This window comes from Corallococcus praedator (assembly GCF_003612125.1).
GTDB classification, from domain to species: domain Bacteria; phylum Myxococcota; class Myxococcia; order Myxococcales; family Myxococcaceae; genus Corallococcus; species Corallococcus praedator.
Map to the genome: position 1 here is coordinate 1 of NZ_RAWI01000194.1, position 17,706 is coordinate 17,706.

General features: G+C 71.0%; 13 protein-coding genes and 1 pseudogene. 3 read left to right on the forward strand and 11 right to left on the reverse strand.

Annotation, left to right across the window (positions count from 1 at the left end; all coding sequences use genetic code 11):
• Positions 1-153 precede the first annotated feature (153 nt).
• Complete coding sequence (locus D7Y13_RS23470; protein WP_120536066.1) at positions 154-1,239, forward strand: DUF4388 domain-containing protein; 1,086 nt, start codon at positions 154-156, stop codon at positions 1,237-1,239.
• Between the two features lie 12 nt (positions 1,240-1,251).
• On the opposite strand, the gene D7Y13_RS23475 is transcribed toward D7Y13_RS23470, so the two are convergent.
• The 10 genes from D7Y13_RS23475 to ribD all read right to left on the reverse strand — a co-directional run bounded on the left by D7Y13_RS23475 (position 1,252) and on the right by ribD (position 14,446).
• Complete coding sequence (locus D7Y13_RS23475) at positions 1,252-3,408, reverse strand: ATP-binding cassette domain-containing protein (RefSeq protein ID WP_120585076.1); 2,157 nt, start codon at positions 3,406-3,408, stop codon at positions 1,252-1,254.
• A complete protein-coding gene (locus tag D7Y13_RS23480; RefSeq protein WP_120585077.1) occupies positions 3,405-6,239 on the reverse strand; it encodes an ATP-binding cassette domain-containing protein in 2,835 nt (944 codons plus the stop codon). The genes D7Y13_RS23475 and D7Y13_RS23480 overlap by 4 nt, the downstream gene beginning before the upstream one ends.
• Positions 6,236-7,387: an HlyD family secretion protein gene (locus D7Y13_RS23485; RefSeq protein ID WP_120585078.1), complete on the reverse strand. Its 1,152-nt coding sequence runs from the start codon at positions 7,385-7,387 to the stop codon at positions 6,236-6,238. The genes D7Y13_RS23480 and D7Y13_RS23485 overlap by 4 nt, the downstream gene beginning before the upstream one ends.
• Positions 7,388-7,400: 13 nt before the next feature.
• A complete protein-coding gene (locus D7Y13_RS23490; RefSeq protein WP_120585079.1) occupies positions 7,401-9,143 on the reverse strand; it encodes a WD40 repeat domain-containing protein in 1,743 nt (580 codons plus the stop codon).
• The gene (locus tag D7Y13_RS23495) at positions 9,140-11,071 is read right to left on the reverse strand and encodes a WD40 repeat domain-containing protein (protein ID WP_120585080.1); all 1,932 of its coding nucleotides are present in this window, start codon (positions 11,069-11,071) and stop codon (positions 9,140-9,142) included. Before D7Y13_RS23495 ends, D7Y13_RS23490 begins: the two co-directional genes overlap by 4 nt.
• 43 nt (positions 11,072-11,114) lie before the next feature.
• Positions 11,115-11,891, reverse strand: coding sequence for a formylglycine-generating enzyme family protein (locus tag D7Y13_RS23500; protein ID WP_120536072.1), 777 nt, complete (start codon positions 11,889-11,891; stop codon positions 11,115-11,117).
• 84 nt (positions 11,892-11,975) lie between these two features.
• Positions 11,976-12,149, reverse strand: coding sequence for a hypothetical protein (locus tag D7Y13_RS45805; protein ID WP_158620451.1), 174 nt, complete (start codon positions 12,147-12,149; stop codon positions 11,976-11,978).
• 159 nt (positions 12,150-12,308) lie between these two features.
• Positions 12,309-12,938: an NADPH-dependent FMN reductase gene (locus tag D7Y13_RS23505; RefSeq protein ID WP_120585081.1), complete on the reverse strand. Its 630-nt coding sequence runs from the start codon at positions 12,936-12,938 to the stop codon at positions 12,309-12,311.
• Between the two features lie 9 nt (positions 12,939-12,947).
• Positions 12,948-13,571 carry a GTP cyclohydrolase II gene (locus D7Y13_RS23510; RefSeq protein ID WP_233595812.1) on the reverse strand — a complete coding sequence of 208 codons (624 nt, stop codon included), beginning with the start codon at positions 13,569-13,571 and terminating at the stop codon, positions 12,948-12,950.
• Positions 13,568-14,446 carry a bifunctional diaminohydroxyphosphoribosylaminopyrimidine deaminase/5-amino-6-(5-phosphoribosylamino)uracil reductase RibD gene (ribD, locus tag D7Y13_RS23515; protein WP_120536074.1) on the reverse strand — a complete coding sequence of 293 codons (879 nt, stop codon included), beginning with the start codon at positions 14,444-14,446 and terminating at the stop codon, positions 13,568-13,570. The genes D7Y13_RS23510 and ribD overlap by 4 nt, the downstream gene beginning before the upstream one ends.
• A 179-nt stretch (positions 14,447-14,625) precedes the next feature.
• On the opposite strand from ribD, the gene D7Y13_RS23520 reads away from it, so the two are divergent.
• Positions 14,626-15,621, forward strand: coding sequence for a multiheme c-type cytochrome (locus tag D7Y13_RS23520; protein ID WP_233595813.1), 996 nt, complete (start codon positions 14,626-14,628; stop codon positions 15,619-15,621).
• Complete coding sequence (locus D7Y13_RS23525) at positions 15,618-17,147, forward strand: NADase-type glycan-binding domain-containing protein (RefSeq protein ID WP_120585082.1); 1,530 nt, start codon at positions 15,618-15,620, stop codon at positions 17,145-17,147. The genes D7Y13_RS23520 and D7Y13_RS23525 overlap by 4 nt, the downstream gene beginning before the upstream one ends.
• Before the next feature lie 185 nt (positions 17,148-17,332).
• Here the strand turns inward: D7Y13_RS23525 and D7Y13_RS23530 are convergent.
• A pseudogene (locus D7Y13_RS23530) lies at positions 17,333-17,706 on the reverse strand (GTP-binding protein); the annotation flags it as partial.

Genomic DNA, 17,706 nt, shown 5'->3' on the forward strand with positions numbered 1-17,706 from the left:
GGGTGGGGGCGGGGGCGTCCTGGAACCAGGACAGCAGGTGGTCGCGGCCCGAAAGCGGGTTCACGGCCGGGTCATTCCGTCCGACGCCCACCCCGTCGATGAACAGGACCGCGACGCGCACGGCTCGGAACTGTATCCTCGAATCCGACACGCATGGCCATCCACGGCGACCTCTTCAGCTACCCGCTTCCCGAATTCCTCCAATGGCTGGACAGCTCCCGCAAGACGGGGACGTTGCAGCTGTCGTGGGAAGCGGGCGAGCGCAAGTTGTTCCTCCTGTCCGGCCAGGTGGGCGCCACCGCGAGCGACGGCTTGCGCGGCCGCGTGGCCCGCCTGCTGTCCCTGCCGAAGCTGGCCCAGGGGCAGCGGGTGCTGGCGGCGTTCGATGAGCTGACGCGCACGCCGGACGTGGACGCGGCCTTCGACGCGCACGGGGTGCAGGCGCGGTGGGTGCGCGACCTGGGCCGCGAGGAGCTGTTCGCGGCGATGACGGACCTGACCATCGCGGGTCGGGGCACGTTCCACTGGACGGAGGACGCGGACCGCACCGGTGAGGACTGGGTGCCGTCCGACATGAGCATCCGCGAGCTGCTCTTTGAATCCCTGCGCTGGGTGGACGAACAGGCGGACGTGGACAAGGCGCTGCCCATCGACGCGATGAGCGTGCGCGCGCTGTCGCCGCCCAGCCCCAGCCAGCCGCTGATGCACCGGATCATCCTGGGCATGACGACGACGCCGCAGAACCTGGGCCGGCTGCGGCTGTCCATGGGCGTGTCGCGCTCGTCGGTGACGCGGCGGGTGCACGAGCTGCTGCGCGCGAAGCTGGTGGAGGTGGACGGCGCGCCGCAGGTGGAAGCGGATCCGGTGGCGGAGATGCTGGAGAAGGGCGCGGTGCTGATGCGCGAGGGCCAGTACGACGCGGCCGGCATCGTGTGCGGTCTGCTCCTGGCCAGCGACCCCGCGGACCGGCGCGTGCGTGAGTTCGCGCGCCTGGTGCAGCGCGAACACGTGGCCGCGCTCTACTCGGAGATGCCACCGCTCGTGGTGCCGCAACTGGTGCAGGCGCCCCAGGCGATGGTGATGCTCAAGCCGGAGGAGCGGCAGATCGCCGGGCTGATCAGCGGCACATGGGACGTGTCCACGCTGGTGCTGGCCAGCCCCGCGCGTGAGCTGGAGACGCTCAAGACGCTGGCGAAGCTGCACCGCATGGGCTTGCTGAACCTCACGCTGCCGCGCTGAGCGCGGCGCGCGTCAGGGATGCGCGATGAGCATCAGGGTTCGGGCCCGCGCGTCCACGCAGGCCATGACCTTGCCGAGCGTGTCCGGATCCAACGCCGCGAAGCTCTCATCCAGGATGATGACGTCCGCGTCCTGGAGCAGGGCGCGGGCCAGGAACACGCGGCTCTTCTCGCCGTGGGACAACTGCCAGCCCGCGTCGCCCACCATCTCGTTGAGGCCGCCCGGCATGCGCTCCAGCAGCGGGCCCAGGCCCAGTTCCTCGCAGACCGTCCGCGCCTCCGCGAGGTCAGCGGGATCCGCCGGCCAGCGGCGCCCCATCAGCAGGTTGAAGCCGAGGCTCGCGGCGAAGATGTGATTCTCGTGGAACTGGGGCACCAGCACGATGCGCTCGCGGAACTCCCGGTCGCCCAGCGTGGCGCGGTCCACGCCGCGCAGCAGCAGCAGCCCGGAGTCCTGCCGGCGCAGGCCCGCGAGCAGCGCCGCGAGCGTCGTCTTCCCGCCGCCGGACGCGCCCTGCAACAGGATGCGGTCCCCCGCGAGGATCTTGAACGAGCAGCCATCCAGCACCGGCCGCACGCGCGACGGATGGCGGAACACCAGATCCCTCGCCTGCACCACCACCTCGCCCGTGCCGGAGGGCTTGTCCAGGATGATGCCCCCGCGCTCGCCCGTGCTCGTCTGCTCGTTGCGCGCGGCGCGGAACAGCGACGCGATGCTGCGCCACGCGACCACCGCGCTGCCCGCAGTCAGCCCGCCCTGACCCAGTTGCTGGAGCGTTCCCCAGCCCAGCAGGAGGCCGCCCACGCTCGTCGCGACGAGGCCCGGTGAGGCGCCCGACACGAGCGCCGGCCCCAGCACCGCCAGCGCCAGCACGAACCACGCGCGCGCCGCGTACACCAGCCACAGGCGCGCCGCGTCCATGGGCCGGGACAGCCGCGCGTAGGACGCGAGCTGCGCGTCTTCGCCCGCGTGCCAGAGCGAGCGGGGCTGCTGCGCCAGCCGCGTGCGCTGTCCGGACAGCTTCTCCACCAGGTCCTGCGTCAGCGACTGCCGGGCGCGCGTCCACCGCTCCCGGGCGCGCAGGTGCCAGCCGCCCAGGGCCACGATGAACACCGCGAAGCCCAGGAACAGCCCCACCTGGGCCATGGGCGCGGCCCCGGCCATGAGCACCAGCGGCACGAGCACCAGGTTGATGATCATCGCGAACGCCTGGAAGCCCGTCTCCAGCGCGAGCATCTCCATGGACTCGCTTTCGAACACCGCCGACAGCAGCGCGCCGCTGCCCTGCTGGCGCACGACGTCCGGATCCATGCGGAACGCGCCGTGGAGCAGGTGCTGCTTGAACTGCCGCCCCAGCAGCAGCCCCAGCAGGGATTGGAGGAACTCGCCCCGGCTCATCAGTGGCACCTGGAGGAGCACGAGCAGGCCCCACGCCACGTGCCAGCCATCCGGCTTGTGCCCGGCGAGCGCGTTCGTGCCCAGGTTCATCCACATCAGCACCGCCACCAGCGCCATCGCCCCGTGCACCGCGAGCAGGGCCCCGAGCTTCGGCAGGATGCGCTCGCGCTTCAGCAGCGTCTTCAGCGACGTGCGGCCCGGCACCGGCCGCAAGAGCCAGCAGTTGGTGAGCGTCAGGTCGGAGCGGAACTCCGCGCGCAGCCGCACCGCCTCCTGACTTCCACGCTCCACCCTCGCGGCCAGGGGGCCCAGGTGCTTCGCGAGCCAGGTGTCGATCTCCTCCTCGAACGCGGCGAAGCGGGCCGCGCGCAGGCTGGGCACCGGCAGGCTCTGCTCGCGCCCGTCCGGCAGGAGCACCGTGAAGTGCTTCGGATCCGTGCGGAGGATGACCAGGAAGCGGTACTCGTCCGCGGTGGGTGCCTTCAGGCGGATGATGGCCGGCGCGCACCGGGACGCGAGCCCGTCCACGTCCTCGTAGCGGCTGCTCACCAGCTGCATCTCGACCTGGAGCGCGTCCGCCGCGTACTGGAACCAGCGGTGGATGCCCGCGATGTCTTGCGGCGCCATCTGGCGGTCCAACGCCAGCGCTTCACGGGGCTCCGCCACGAAGCCCGTGCGGCGGGCCAGCAGCAGGACCGCGTCGGACAGGCGCTCGAACGGCCACGCCGTCGAGAAGGCCTCCGGGAACTCCTGTGCGGTGAGCGCGGTCATTCGACGAGCCTCCCTCCCTCCAGCCGCCAACGTCGCCAGGCCGGAGCGTCATGCAGCAGTCCCTGCGCCACGGCCTCGCCTTCCAGCAGCGCGCGGTAGCGCGAGCCGGGCACCGACAGCAGCGCTTCGGGTGTCCCACGCTCGACGACGCGGCCGTCCTCGATGACCACCACCGCGTCGAAGCCCTGCGTCTCGCTCACGTCGTGCGTCACGCACAGCAGGGTGGTGTCCTTCCAGTGCTCGCGCGCCCGGCCCAGCAGCTTGCGGCGCGTGGTGCGGTCCAGGCCCCGGAACGGTTCGTCCAGGAGCGCCAGCCGCATCCCCGGGCGGAGCAGCGCGCGCGCCAGACGCAGCCGCTGTCCCTCGCCGCCGGACAGCCGCAGGCCGTTCTCTCCGGTGCGCGTCTGGAGGCCGCCCTGCATGTGCTGGAGCGCGGTCTCCAGGTCGGCCGACTCCAGCGCTCGCGCCATGTCGCCGCTGCCCACCTGCTCCTGCCCGTAGGTGAGGTTCGCCGCGATGCTCTGGTTCCAGAGCTGCACGGCCGGATCCACCCACGCCGTCCGGGTGCGCAGGTCCTCGATGTCCGACGGCTCCAGCGGCCGGCCATCGAGCTGTACCGTTCCAGACGCCACCGGATACCAACCAAGCAGCACGCCCAGCAGCGTGGACTTGCCCGCGCCGGAGCTGCCCACGATGGCGACGTGCGCGCCGGGGGCGACGTCCAGGTCGATGTCATGGAGCAGTCGGTGGCCGGAGACCTCCACCGACACGCCGTGGAGCGAGATGCCCGCGGCCTGGGACCGGGAGACATCCGTCAGCGGCGCGAGGACCGCGGGCCTCGGTGCGACTTCGGGCGCGCCCAGGGGCTCCATGCAGCGCAGGGCGACGTTGCGGGCCGCCGGGTAGCCCTGGATGACGCCCGCGAGCTGCTGCGCGTGGTCCGGCAGGCCCATGATCCAGTATGCGACCAGCAACATGCCGCCGGTGACGCCCTGGGAGCCCAGGTGCAGCGTGAGCAGGGTGATGCACAGCGCAGCGCCCACGGTGGCTTGGACGAAGCGCAGGGACACCATGGTGCGCAGCAACTGGAGGCTGCTGCGCATCCAGCCGGTGAGCAGGATTTCGTGCTCCCGTCCCAGTGCAGTCTGCGCCCCGTGCGCGCGCAGCGGCACCGCGCCCACCAGCGAGTCCAGGTAGTAGCGCGACAGGCCGCCCAACTGCGTCCGGGCCCGCATGTCCTGCTCCGTCATCCGCTGGCGGAAGGCGAGCGGCAGCACCACGCTCAGGACGGCGAGGACGACGGTGCCCACCCACAGCCGCGAGTCCATCATGCCGATGGCCACCACCGTCGCGACCAGCCCCACCAGCGCACGCGCGCCCGTGAAGGCCAGCGCGGGGAGGCCCCGGACGACGTGCATCATGTGGCTGCGCTCGGCCATGTCGGAGCTGAGCCGGCTTTGCAGGTACAGGTCCTGGAGCCGGGGAATCTTCTGGATGAACGCCAGGCGCAGGCGCAGCTCCAGCACCCGCCCCAGCCGCTGCATGCCCGCGTAGACGCCGGCCTCCAGCGCCCCGAGCAACGCCAGGAAGCCCACCACGAGCACGCCCGCGCCCACGCGCTGCATGCCCATGCCCAGGTCCGGCGCCAGGTCGAACAGCCGGCGCAGCAGCACCGTCTGGCAAAGCATTCCCAGCGGTGTCACCAGCGCGCCCACCGTGAGCAGCGCCAACCCCACGCGCGACTCGCCCGCGAGCAGCTTCGCCAGCTCCTGTTCGGGCCGCTCGTCGCGCGTCTCCAGCGCCGCCTGGAGCTCCTTCGGCAGCGCCGTGCCTTCCTCCGCCGTGTGCAGGACTCCGGGCGCCCGGACCTCCGTGGCCAGCCGCGCGCGGACGAGCAGCACGCCCGTGGACGCGACCACCGCGCCCTCGGGTGACTCGCCTTCGACGGACCAGTAGGGGCGGGGCAGCAGGTCGAATCGCTCCTCGAAGGAGGCCTGCACCCGCTCCACCATCGCGCGCACCGTCTGGGCCTCGGAGCCCCGGACGATGCCCGCCTGCTGGAGCGACGCACAGAAGCGCACGGCCGCGTCCAGCGCGCCCAGGCCCAGCCAGCCCTCGGAGGCCCGCGCCAGGTCGAGCAGCGCGTCCGCGTCCCGCCGCGACACGCCGAGCGAGCGCAGCCGCGAGTCCAACGGACTCAAGAACGCGGGGCTCTCCGCCCAGGCCCGCCAGTCCTTCGTGGGCACCGTCGCGCGGTACTTCAGCGTGGAGGGCGCGAACTCCGACCAGCGCACCCAGATGCGTCCGGCCGCGGGGTCCATCACCTGCACGTACGGCCCCACGCGGTTCCACAACACGACGAAGTGGTTGCCCAGGTGCGGCCGCTTCACCACCACCAGCGCGGGCAGGGCGCTCGCCGCCGGAAGTGGCACGTGGTCCGTGGGCACCACCGTCTGCCGAGCGTCCAGACCGAACGCCCCCGCCAGCTCCTCCAGCGTGTCGATGGACGTGCCGTCCACGGACGTGCGGCAGGCCTCGCGCAGGCGCCCGTAGTGCACGGAGATGCCGAAGCCGCCCAGCAGCGCCTTGAGCGCCGCGGGACCGCAATCCATCTTCGACGACTGGATGACCTCCGGGATGAAGAAGCGCCGCGCGGGGGGCTTCCGGGGACGCGCGACCGGCTCCGCGGACGGAGGCTCCACCGGCGCGGGCGTCCCGGTGCTTCCTGCGACGTGCGCGTCGTCCGGCACATCGTTGGCCCCGCCCTCCACGGGAGGAAACGCCGCCGGTGGCAGAGGGGGGGCCAGTCGCTGGGGATCTCGCACGCTCATGAGGTCGTGCCCAGGGCCTCGGCGAAGCCCCGGAAGAGGAGCGCGAAGGGCGACAGCTGCTCGACTTCAATCTCCACGTTGCCACTGAGGCCGTGCTCCAGCGCCACGTCGCGCAGGGAGTCGGGGGACGCGCTCAGCTCCACGCGGATGAGCCCCTGCTGGGCCTCCTGCGCAACCTGCGCCACCCGGGCCTCCATGGCGCCGAAGCGCGTCCAAGGGAAGCCATCCAGCCGCAGCCGCGCCTCCTGGCCCGGGCGCACGCGGCCCAGCGCGGTGGGCGCGGGCAGGTACGCGATGATCTGCAGGGCGCGCTCGGGCACGAGCATCGCGAGCTGCTGGCCCGCCGTCAGGTTCATGCCCGGATGCAGCGGCATCACGCTGCCGATGGTGCCATCCGTCGGCGCGGTGATGATCCGCTTGTCCACCTCCGCGCGGAGCCGGGGCAGGGAGGCCTCCACGGCCTGCTGCTCGCCGGTGAGTCGGCTCAGTTGGATCTCCAGCGCCGCGATGCTCGCGAGCCGGTCCTTCTGTCCCACGCGCAGCTCCGCCGAGCGGCGCTCCTGCGAGAAGCGCAGCACCGTGCTGGACGCCGCGTGACGGGTCGCCTCGCTCACGGCGGCCTCGTACTCCGCCTCCGAGACGTAGGCCGAGCGCAGCAGCCCTTCGGTCCGCGACGCCTCACGCCGGGCCTGCTCCGCGACGACGGCCGCCTGCTGCTCCTGCGCCGTCGCCTCGCCGATTGTTGCCTTCGTCAGCTGGAGGTAGCCCTCCAGTCCCTCGCGCTCCGCGTCCCGCTGCTTGCGAAGCGCGGCGGCCTCCCCCTCCAGCGCGGCCTGCCGTGCCAACTGCTCGCGCAGCACCGATTCCTGCTCCCCCGACTCCAGGCGGACCAGCACCTCGCCCGCCCGCACCTTCTGGCCCAGGCGCAGCGAGGACTGGGACACGCGGCCCGCGATGGTCGGCTCCACCGGGAACGCCGCACCCTCGACTTCCAACCGTGACGTGGTGCTGCTCACGTACACGGAGACCCGGCCCAGGCCGAGCCACGCCCCCCAGGCCACCAGGAACACCAGCACCGTGGCGATGACCGGTGTGCTCCGGCGGCCTTCGTCCAACGAGGCCAGTGAGTCTCGGAAGTCGTAGGACATGGGGGGCTTTCGACTACGCCGCCAGGGCCTGGGTCGGGAACGGATCCACGCTCGCGCGGAACACGCGGCGCGGGGCCGCGTCCCGGGACACTTCGTAGACGCAGCCGTCGTAGGCGCTCGCCAGGAACTGTCCGGGCCGGCTGCCCCGCGACACGGTGGAGATGCCGAAGTCGGTGAGCCGCTCCGTCTTCAGCCACTCGCCGCGCGCCGCATCGAACAGCGCCACCGTCCCGTCATACGCCGCCGTGGCCAGCAGCATCGTCTGGGGGCAGCTCGCCACGCAGCGCACGGAGCGGCCGTGCGGCGTGGGGAAGACGCTCGGCTGTCCCTGGCGCCAGACGCGCAGCATCAGGTCGCGGCCCACGGAGGCGAATCTCCCGTCTGGCAGCGCGGCGGCGCCGTTGGTGATGCGCTCGTGCGCGTTCGCCGTGCGCGACACCTCCAGCGTGGACAGCGAAATGTGCGCCACGGTGCGGTCCGCGCAGGTGGCGAACAGCGTGCCCCCGTGCACCGCGAGCCCCTTGATGGCGGCGCGGAACACCGACAGCCGCTCGCGCAGCACCATCCGTCCCTCCGCCCGCGCCAGCAGCCACGCGTCGCCGGAGTACGTCCCCATCACCACCAGGGACTCGCCCCCGCGCTGCACCTCCACCGCGCAGTTGATGGGCGAGGGCTGCTCGAACAGCACCTGGCCGGTGAGCGCGTCGAAGAGGGTGCCCGTCTGCCCGCCGGTGAGCAGCTGGCCCTGGAAGGACAAGAGGAAGTTGCAGAGGCTGTCGATGCGCCGCACCGCCACGCCGTCGCGGTACAGCACGCCCGCGTCGCCAATGGCCATGATGGCGCCCGCGTGCACGCCCACCGCGTTGAGCCCCGGCGTGTCGCCCACGCGGGACAGGTCCCACCGCCGCGAGCCGATGTCGAACGTCGCGTAGCTGGAGCCGAACGTGCCCACGATGACGCGGTCGCGCGAGTCCAGCGCGCACGTGCGCAGCCACACCTCGCGCGGGGGCCGCGTCTCGGCCTCCAGCGTGAGCGAACCATCCGGCGCAGTGCGGAACGTGCGCAGGAAGCCGTCGTAGCCGGTGCTCGCGAGCCGCGACTCGCGCCCGCTGTACGCCAGGCATTTGATGCCCAGGGCGTGCGCCTGGTGTGTGCGCACCTGCCCGTCCTTGAGGATGAGGATCTCCCCGGCGTCGTTGCCGGCGTAGAGGACGCCCTCGGGCCCCATCGCGATGGTGTCCAGCTGCACGTCGCCGAAGGACACCTGCTGGAGCAGCTCTCCCGTCTCCACGTCCCAGCGGCGGATGTCCGCGTCGTCGCTGGTGGACCACAGCTCGCGGCCGTCCGGGGAGAACTCCACGAAGACAGCGTCCGCCGCGTGGCCTTCCAGCAGGTGCACGCGCTGTCCCGTCAGGTCGAACACGCGGATGGCGTAGTCGCGCGACGCGGTGGCGAAGCGATCCCCCCGGGGGGAGAACGCGACGCGCTCGATGTCGTCCGAGTGGCGCATCACCGCGAGCAGCCCCAGGTCCGGCACGCTCCAGAGGCGCACCGTGTGGTCGCTGCTGCCCGACAAGAGGAAGCGGCCGTCCGGGCTGAAGGTGCAGTGGTTGGCCAGGTGGTCGTGCCGGGCCCGGGCCACCGCCGTCTGCGTGCGGGCGTCCCAGAGGATGAGCTGGCTGTCGTAGCCGGCCGTCGCGACGTAGCGGTCGTCCAGGCAGGCCACGCCGCTGATGGGGGAGCGATGGTTGATCACGGGACGTACACCCCGGCGTCATCGTGGATGGCGGCGGACAGCGGCGCGTCCACCTGCCCCATGGAATGCAGCCGTCCGTCGTGGGCCCAGTACCTGCGCAGCACGCCGGTGCGCCCGAAGACGACGAACTCGTTCGGATGCGCGCCCTCCGCGCGGTTCGCGGGCATCCACAGCAGGCCCTTGGGGTAGTCCAGGTCGAAGCCCGTCACCGACAGCTCCTGGAACGTCTTGAAGTCGAAGAGGTGGATGCGCCGCGCGTAGGTGCACAGCGCCAGGAACCGCCCCGAGTCATCCCAGGCGAAGTCCTCGATGGTGTTGCCCAGGTGGGGGATGACCTGCGCCATGGCCCCCGTGGCCACGTTCAGTTCGTACAGCTCCGCGCCCCGGCCCACGAGCAGCCGGTCCGCGTCGCGCCACAGCATCCGCTTGGGCGCCCAGGTGCCCTCCACCGCGAGCAGCGGGTTCAGCGTGGTGGCGTCCAGCAGGCGCAGCAGGCCCTGGCGCTCGCACACGGCCAGCACCTTGCGCGTGGGGTTGTGGGCCAGCGCCCAGATGGGCTCCTCGCCGGTCTGGACCTCCGCCTTCACCTGACCCGACTCCAGGTCGATGCGGAAGGCGCGCGAGTCCTCCGAGATGGCGAACAGGTCGAAGCCTTCCTGCGACACGGCGATGTCGCGCAGGGGCGCGGCCAGCTTCGTCACCGGGCGGGTGATGCCGTTGCGGATGCTGATGATGTGGCCGTCCGAGCGGCCCTGCACCAGCGCCTGCGTCGGGGGGTGGAACACCATGCGCTTGGCGTAGGAGCCCCGCGACGCGGCGACCGTCTCCCAGCGGGTGGAGACCTTCGTCTCCATCGTGCCGGGGTTCGCGCCGTCCACGTGGACGTGGAGCATCTCCGGCCCCTCGCCCGCGAACGCCAGGTCGTGCGTGCCCACCCGGACGCCGGTCCACAGGGCGTTGGGCGTCTCCTTGATGACGGCGGTGGGGCGCTTGCCGGACAGGCTCGCCTTGTAGAAGGCGCCGTTGCGGCACTGCACCAGCACGAGGTCGGGGTCGCGCTCCAGGTGGTGCAGCCAGCGCAGCTTGAACGGCGTCTGGAGCACCACGCCCTTGGACGCGCACGTCTCAGGGTCGATCTCCACGAGCGTGCGGTCGAACCCGCTCGCGAGCACGCGGCCGGACGCGCGGTTGATGGAGATCTGCTCCAGGTGGTCGCGCACCACCGGGGGGCCCACGAAGGGCTCCTGCTTGCCGCTGGCGTCGAACCGGATGACCCGGCGCGTGTCGCTGGCCAGCAGGTACATGGAGCCGCCCAGGTGCTCCGCGCAGTGGATGGTGCGCCGGTCATAGCGGTAGCGCAGCACCGGCTCCTTGGGCTTCTTCGGATCCACGACGGCCACGTGGCCGCCAAAGGTGGACGCGAAGATGTTCCCGGAGTCCGGCAGGTAGCGGACGTAGTCGATGTCGTACGCGATGCCGTCCGGGTCCTGGAAGTAGCCCGCGGCCCACAGCGGATCGTGGCGCGTGTCGTCGAAGGCGATCTCCGTGAGCGCGCCGTCCGCGTTGTGGGTGATGAGCTTGCGCTCCGTGGGATGGAACGCCAGCGGGCACGACAGGGGCAGGGTGGCGACGAACTCGTAGCCCTCCGAGCGGATGTCACGCAGGTGGATGTCCTGGAGCTTGCGCAGCTTGCGCGGGTCGCTTCGGTCCCAGATGGACACCGTGTAGTCGATGCCCAGCGTCGCCAGGTACGGCAGCGTCGGGTGCACCGCGATGGACTCGATGGAGGCGGCGTGCGCGACCAGGTCCGTGTGGATGGCGAAGTCATCCACGCTCACGGACAGGAGGTGGCCACCGATGGTCGCCGCGAACATGAACTGTTCGGTCGGTTCCACGGCGAAGGCAGACGATTTGCGGAGGGAGTTCATGAGGGTTCTCCAGAAGCCGCGGCTCACGCCGGGCCAGCGGGGCTCACAGCGCGAGTCTGAAGCCAAACAAGTTGAAGTTCGGGTGGGGGCCGTGCCGGCGCGCGCAGCGGGCCAGGTCCCCGCCACACTCCGCGGAGCCGCCCCGGAGCACCGGATAGACGGGCCCCAGCGCTTCGGTCAGGTTGTCTTCGATGAAAGGGCCGCCCGGGTAGGGCGCGTAGTCCGTGGAGGTCCACTCCTCCACGTTGCCGGCCATGTCACAGACGCCATACGCGGTCGGATGGGCGGCGTAGCGCGTGACGCTCGTGGTGCCGCCCAGGCCCGCCTCGCGCGTGTTGCACAGGCGCGCGTCGAACGTGTCGCCAAACGGGTAGTCCCAGTGCTCGGGGCCGCGAGCCGCGTACTCCCATTCGGCTTCCGTCGGCAGCCGCCAGGCCTGTCCCGTGCGCTGACGGGCCCACGCCAGGTACCGCGCGATGTCCGTGGCCGTCACGCCCCACACGGGGTGATCCTCCGGCAGCCGCTGGCGGATGGAGGTCGCGGGAGGATTGCCGGTCTCCGCGAGGAAGACGCGGTACTGCTGGTTCGTCACGGGGAAGCGCGCCAATTGGAACGCCGCGATCTCCTCCGGGTGCAACGGCATCTCCTTGCGCAGCCATGAGCCGAAGGTGGCGCGGTACTCCGGCTTGATCAGCGCGGAGCTCCACCGCCGCGACGCCCGCTCCACTTCCTCCTCGGTGGAACCCATCAGGAAGGTTCCGGCGGGGATGGGCATGAGCTCAACGGGCTCGAGCGCGGGACGGGCGAGGGCCAGGGGCATGGGAGGAGGGCAGGTGGGAAGAAGTCAGAAGAAAGAACGGCAGTGGGGCGAAGCACGTCTCGCCCCACCGCCGGAGGACAACGACTAGGCCGGGGCCGCGATGATGATCGGGGGGCGAACGATGATCGGACCCGTGATGATCGGGCCGGGGTTGGTGATGATCGGACCCGTGGGGAAGGTGAAGGCGCCGGCCTTCACGCCACTCTTGACCTGCACGGGGAAGGCAGCGGGAGCGCTCATCGAGTTCTGGGTGTTCATGGGGTTGTTTCCTTGGTGTGGGGTTGTCCCCACCACGCACGCGTGGCGGGTCCTCGGCGGATGGGATGCAAAGACTTCCCTCCTCCGAAGCTTGTGTCGCTGACCGGATGTGTGGGGTTGATGCGGACGGCCTTCGCGTTCGAGGGCGAAGGGGCCGTGTCACATCCCGTAGCGGAATCTCTTCTCGAACATGCCGGACCGTGCTCTCAGCGGCTTCATCGCCCGGGCGTACTCAATCAATACGTTCGACGCGTAAAACATTCGCTCGCGCAAATACAAATCTTCATCATTTCCCGGCGCGGCCCCGTCGTTGAGGACCTGCGAGACATTGCGCACGATGACGTGCTCCGGGATGAAGCACAGGTGTGAATTCTTGCCGCTGCTCATGCGCAGCTCGGCCACCGGATAGCTGCCGCCCATGCCTGACGACACGGAGATGATGAGGACGGGCCGGTGCCGCACGCAGCCCTCGCTGCACAGGAGCAGGAAGTTCTTCATCGCGGGCGTGGCCATGCCGCCCCACTCGGGGGTGACCAGCACCAGGCCGTCCGCGTCCGTCAATTCACGGGCCACGGGGCCCCACGTCGTCTGCCAGGACTCGGCGTTGTTCCAGACGCCCTCATCCCAGAGCGGCAGCGGCGTTTCGGTCAGGTCAAGGTAGAAGGCCTCCCGGCCCGGACCGCCCTGGAGGAATTGATTCTGGGCGAAGCGCCCCACCTTGGCGGATTGCGACGGCGTGCGGTGGCTGCCAATGACAAACGCCAGCTTCAGTCGGTCCTGGGTCATCATGGGCGGGAGCTAGAGCAGGTGGCCGGACTTGACGCGTTTGGTTTCAAGGTAGCGGACGTTCTCCGGGCGGGTCGGCCCGAGGAGCGCCACGCGGCGGTCCACTTCGATGCCGTGCGCTTCCAGGCCCGCGATCTTCCGGGGGTTGTTCGTATACAGCGACACCCGCTGGATGCGCAGCGCGGCCAGCATGCCCGCGGCGATGTCATACGTGCGCAGGTCGTCGTCGAAGCCCAGGTGCAGGTTGGCCTGGACGGTGTCCAGCCCCCGGTCCTGCGCCTGATACGCCTGGAGCTTGTTGGCGATGCCGATGCCCCGGCCCTCCTGGCGCAGGTAGAGCAGGACGCCGTTGTCTACCCCGGCCAGCGCCTCCAGGGACTGCTCCAGCTGGTCGCGGCAATCACAGCGCAGCGAGCCCAGGGCGTCGCCGGTGAGGCATTCGGAATGCAGCCGCGTGGGCACGGGGGCCGGACCGTCAAGCTGGCCCCGGATGAGCGCGATGTCTTCAATCTGCGCGCCGGACGCGTGACGGAAGGAGACGGCGGTGAAGGTGCCGGCGCGGGTGGGGAGCTGGGCCCGGGCCAGGACGAGCAGGGTGGGGTGGCGGAGCAGCGGGACGGCGGTGGACGGCATCATGTCCCCACCTTCCGGTCCAACTGTCGCTCCAGGTGTCCATCCACGAGGCCCGCGTCGCACAGGTCCTGCTCCAGCGCTTCGTCCGCGTCCACGAAGAGCGTCACCACGCCGTAGCGGGGAAGCTCGCGCAGGGCCAGGCGCAGCGGCAGGGGCGTGCCGTCCTGATAGGGCAGCGGCACCACGGTGATGGCGGCGGAGCCCGCGGCGAGCATGTATTCGGCGTGCCGGGCCTCCGGGCAGAACACCAGCATCCGGTCCGGGGTGGACGCGTACCGGCGTGCCACGCGGCGCAGCAGCTCCACGCCGGGCGACGCGACGACGGTCAGCGGCGCGCAAGGCAGCAGGGCCGCGTCCAGCTCCGCGGCGCCGACCCACAAGGCATCCATCTCCAGGGGAAGGACGCGCGAGCCCGTGCCAGTGGACAGCAACACATAGGGATGGCCCGTGGTCTGGACCTTGGCCCAGGGCGCGACGAGCTCCTGGGCGCTGGCGGCCATCACATGGGTGATGACCTCCACGCCCGCGGCGCGCAGGCGGTCGATGCCGCCGCCCCGGACGTGGGGATTCGGGTCGACGGCGCCCACGACGACGCGCGTGATGCCGGCCTGGAGGATGGCCTCCGTGCAGGGGCCGGTTCGACCGTGGTGGTTGCACGGCTCCAGCGTGACGTAGAGGGTCGTGCCGCGCGTGTCACCCTGCGCGTTGGCGATGGCATTCACTTCCGCGTGCGCGGTGCCCGCCTTCTCATGGTGGCCACCGGAGATCAGCCTTCCGGCTCGCGTCAGCACCGCACCCACGTGCGGGTTCGGTGCGGGACGGCCGCGCCGCCCCCACTCGATCGCGCGCAGCATCCAGTCTTCGTCCGATGGTTGCATCCCATGGCCCCAATGAACGGTTTCACTCCGCGGACCGGAGCGCCCCTGTTGTTCACTTCCGATGGGTATACGGACGCGTATTTCTTTATTCTCGGCGGTATTTCCGCCCCGATTTTCTGCGATGTCTGACTTCTCAGGCCGCGAGAAAAACAAACCGACGCCTGGATTGAGGTGCTTCCGTGCTCACGCTCCTGCTCACCTGCTCCTTGATGGCGGCGGCTCCCGGCGCTCGTTTCCCTCAAGGGACGGCGCGGATGGAGCCGGGGCCCGCGCCGCACGGGCTGCCCGACTGGGGCGTCCAGCGCTGTGAGGAATGCCACGCGGAACAGGTGACGCAGTGGCGCGCCAGCGGGCATGCGACGGCGCGGACCGATGACGTGTTCCAGGTGGCCATCACCGAGGACCGTCCCGCGTGGTGCGTGCAGTGCCACGCGCCGTTCGCGCGCGACCTGGAGCGAGGAGCCCTGCCGCCCGACAGTCCCGCCGAGGAGCGCGGCGTCACCTGTGCCGGCTGTCACGCGCCGGTCGGTGACACGAAGGGCTCGCAGGCCATGCCGTGCGCGGGCTGTCACCAGTTCGGCTTTCCGGTGCTGGACAGCGGAGGCCATCGGCAGCGGCTGTCCGCCACGCAGTCGCAGCAGGACACGGTGGGCGAGTGGACGCGGTGGCGTGAACAGTCGGGTGACACGCGCCACTGCACCTCCTGTCACATGCCGCGCGGGGACCACGGCCTGGGTGGCACGCGCCGCACGGACTCGCTCAAGGCAGCGCTGGCGGTGGAGCAGGTGCGCGGGGCGCTGCTGCTGTCGCTGCGTGACGTGGGCCATGCGTTCCCCACCGGAGACGTGATGCGCTGGGTGGGCGTGGAGGTGGCGGACGAACCCCTCTTCGAGTCCCCCCGCACGGTGGCCACCTTCGGACGCAAGCTGGAACTGCGTGCGTGGCCGGGAGAGCCACTGCCGCATCTGGGCGCCTTGGAGGACACGCGGCTCTTGCCCGGACAGACGCGCCGCGTGCCCCTTCCCCCGGGGGCCCGCTACGCCCGCATCGTCTACCACCTCGTGTCCCGGCAGCAGGAGGACTCGGGGCTCTATCCCGCAGGGCTGTCGCGGCTGGTGCTGTGGGCCGCGCCGCTGCAATCCCCACCGACTTCCAAGAAGGACCGCACGCCATGATCCTCCTGTCGCTCCTGCTCGCCGCCGCGCCCGTCATCCTCGAACCCGATGCGGGCAATGCGCACCGGCTGCACCCGCGCCGCGTCACGGCGTCCTCGTTCCTGGAGAACGGCTGGAACAAACACGAACAGAACTACCTGCCGCTCTACATCGCGGATGAAGACCCGACCACGGCGTGGGTAGAGGGCGTGAAGGGACGCGGCGAAGGCGAATCGATTGAGTGGTGGGGCCCGGCGCTGACGAAGGCGAAGGCCTACCGGCTCTTCGTGCGCAACGGCTTCCAGAAGACGGACACGCTCTTCCGGGCCAACGCGCGTCCTCGCAAGGTGAAGCTGGAGCCGCTGGTCCAGGGGGAGACGGGCCCCCAGACGACGGGCACGCCGCTGGAGGTGGAGCTCAAGGACGTGCGGGGCTGGCAGGAGGTGGTGCTGCCCGTGCCGGCGAAGGTCGCGGGGGTGAGGCTCACGCTCGTGACGACGTACCCCGGCGGCAAATACGAGGACACGTGCCTGAGCGACCTGCGCGTCTACGTGGAAGGGGAGGACCCGTACCGGCCGGAGGCGGAGGCCGCGGCGTTCGAGGAGGTGCGCAGCTTCGCGTACGAGCGCAAGCAGGCCGCCGCGCGCAAGGACACCGGAGCGAAGCTGGCCTGGGCGCCGCGCTACACGGCGGAGACGCTGCTGTCGCAGGTGCGCGAGAATCCGGACGATAACTACGGCGAACCCTTGAGCAAGCGGATCGCCAGCGTGCCGGACAAGAAGGCGTACCACGACGCGCTCGTGCGGGCGCGCGAGGTGACCGACCTGTTCCTGAAGGCCGACCTGGATCAGAAGGGCCCGGCTTCCGAGGCCCGTGCGACGTGGACGCGGGTGAAGCCCGCGCAACTGAAGCCGCAGCGGGCCACGGCGCGCGCGGCGCTCTCCGCGATGGAGCACGACGGGTTGGTGGGCGTCGCCGGACTGCTCCACCTGGGGGATGTGTCCTTCTTCGAGGCCGACACCACCCAGGCGCAGATGCTCGCGACGCTCGCCAGGACGCGCAAACAGGAGACGGCCGCGCTGAAGGCCTGCGTGAAGCAATGTGTGCAGCACCGCAAGGATGAACCCCTGCCGGCCGGCAAGACGTACGACTGCGACTGCGAGGCCGAGTGCACCGGTTGCTACGAGGATCCGGCGATGAGCTCCCAGGCCAACGTGATCAAGTACCAGTTGGAGGGCGGCGAGTTCATCCAGGGCCCCCTGGCGAATCCCACGGCCTTCCTGCGCGGCAAGGCCGATGAGTCCGGCACCCGCGAATCCTGGCTGACCTTCCGCCAGACGCTGGTGCGCTACGCGGGGGACAAGGCGGACGTCGTGCTCTTGCACGTGCACGGCGAGCAGATGCTCGAGGAGGACGAACCCCTCCGGATCCACGTGCTCGAGTGGACGGAGTCCGGAGGCAAGGCGCGCCTGGCGTCCATCACCAGCTTCCTCGTCAACAGCGCCTCCCTCCGCGTGGTGCGCTACCGCCCCGCGAGCCGGACGTGAGGCGCGCGGGGCACCGTCCCGCCGATGGGCAGGGCCTCGCGGGCCTTCACCGCGAACAGGCCCATTCCGTGGATCCGCGACGGCCTCAACGACGTCTTCACGCGCAACAGGCAGGGGCACCCTCCGGAACTCCCTGGTGGTGGGAGCCCTGCCCCTGAGATGTGGGGGCGGCGGCCCTGCCTGAATCACCCGGCGGTCGGAAGCCCCACGGCGTTCAGTCGCACGAAGACCTGCATCAGGACGTAGAGGGAGAAGGCGGCGTCGTCCACGCGCAGGTGCGGCATGGTGGACAGCCCCTGCAGGCGCAGCAGGTCCGCGCCGTCCACGTGGAGCAGGAAGGCCTGCTGGGCCAGGGTGCCCTCACCGGCGAAGGCCATGGCGCGCCGGACGGCGTCGGTGCACGCGGTGACGCAGGTGGTGTAGTCCCCGGCGCTGAAGGCGGCCTCGGCGGCCCGGGCGTGGTCGAAGAGGTCCCCGGGCGCCAGCGCGCTCGTGGGGCCCAGCAGCCGGGGGCCGGCGTTCGCCGCGATGATGGGCGCGGGCTCCACGCGCGGCGGGG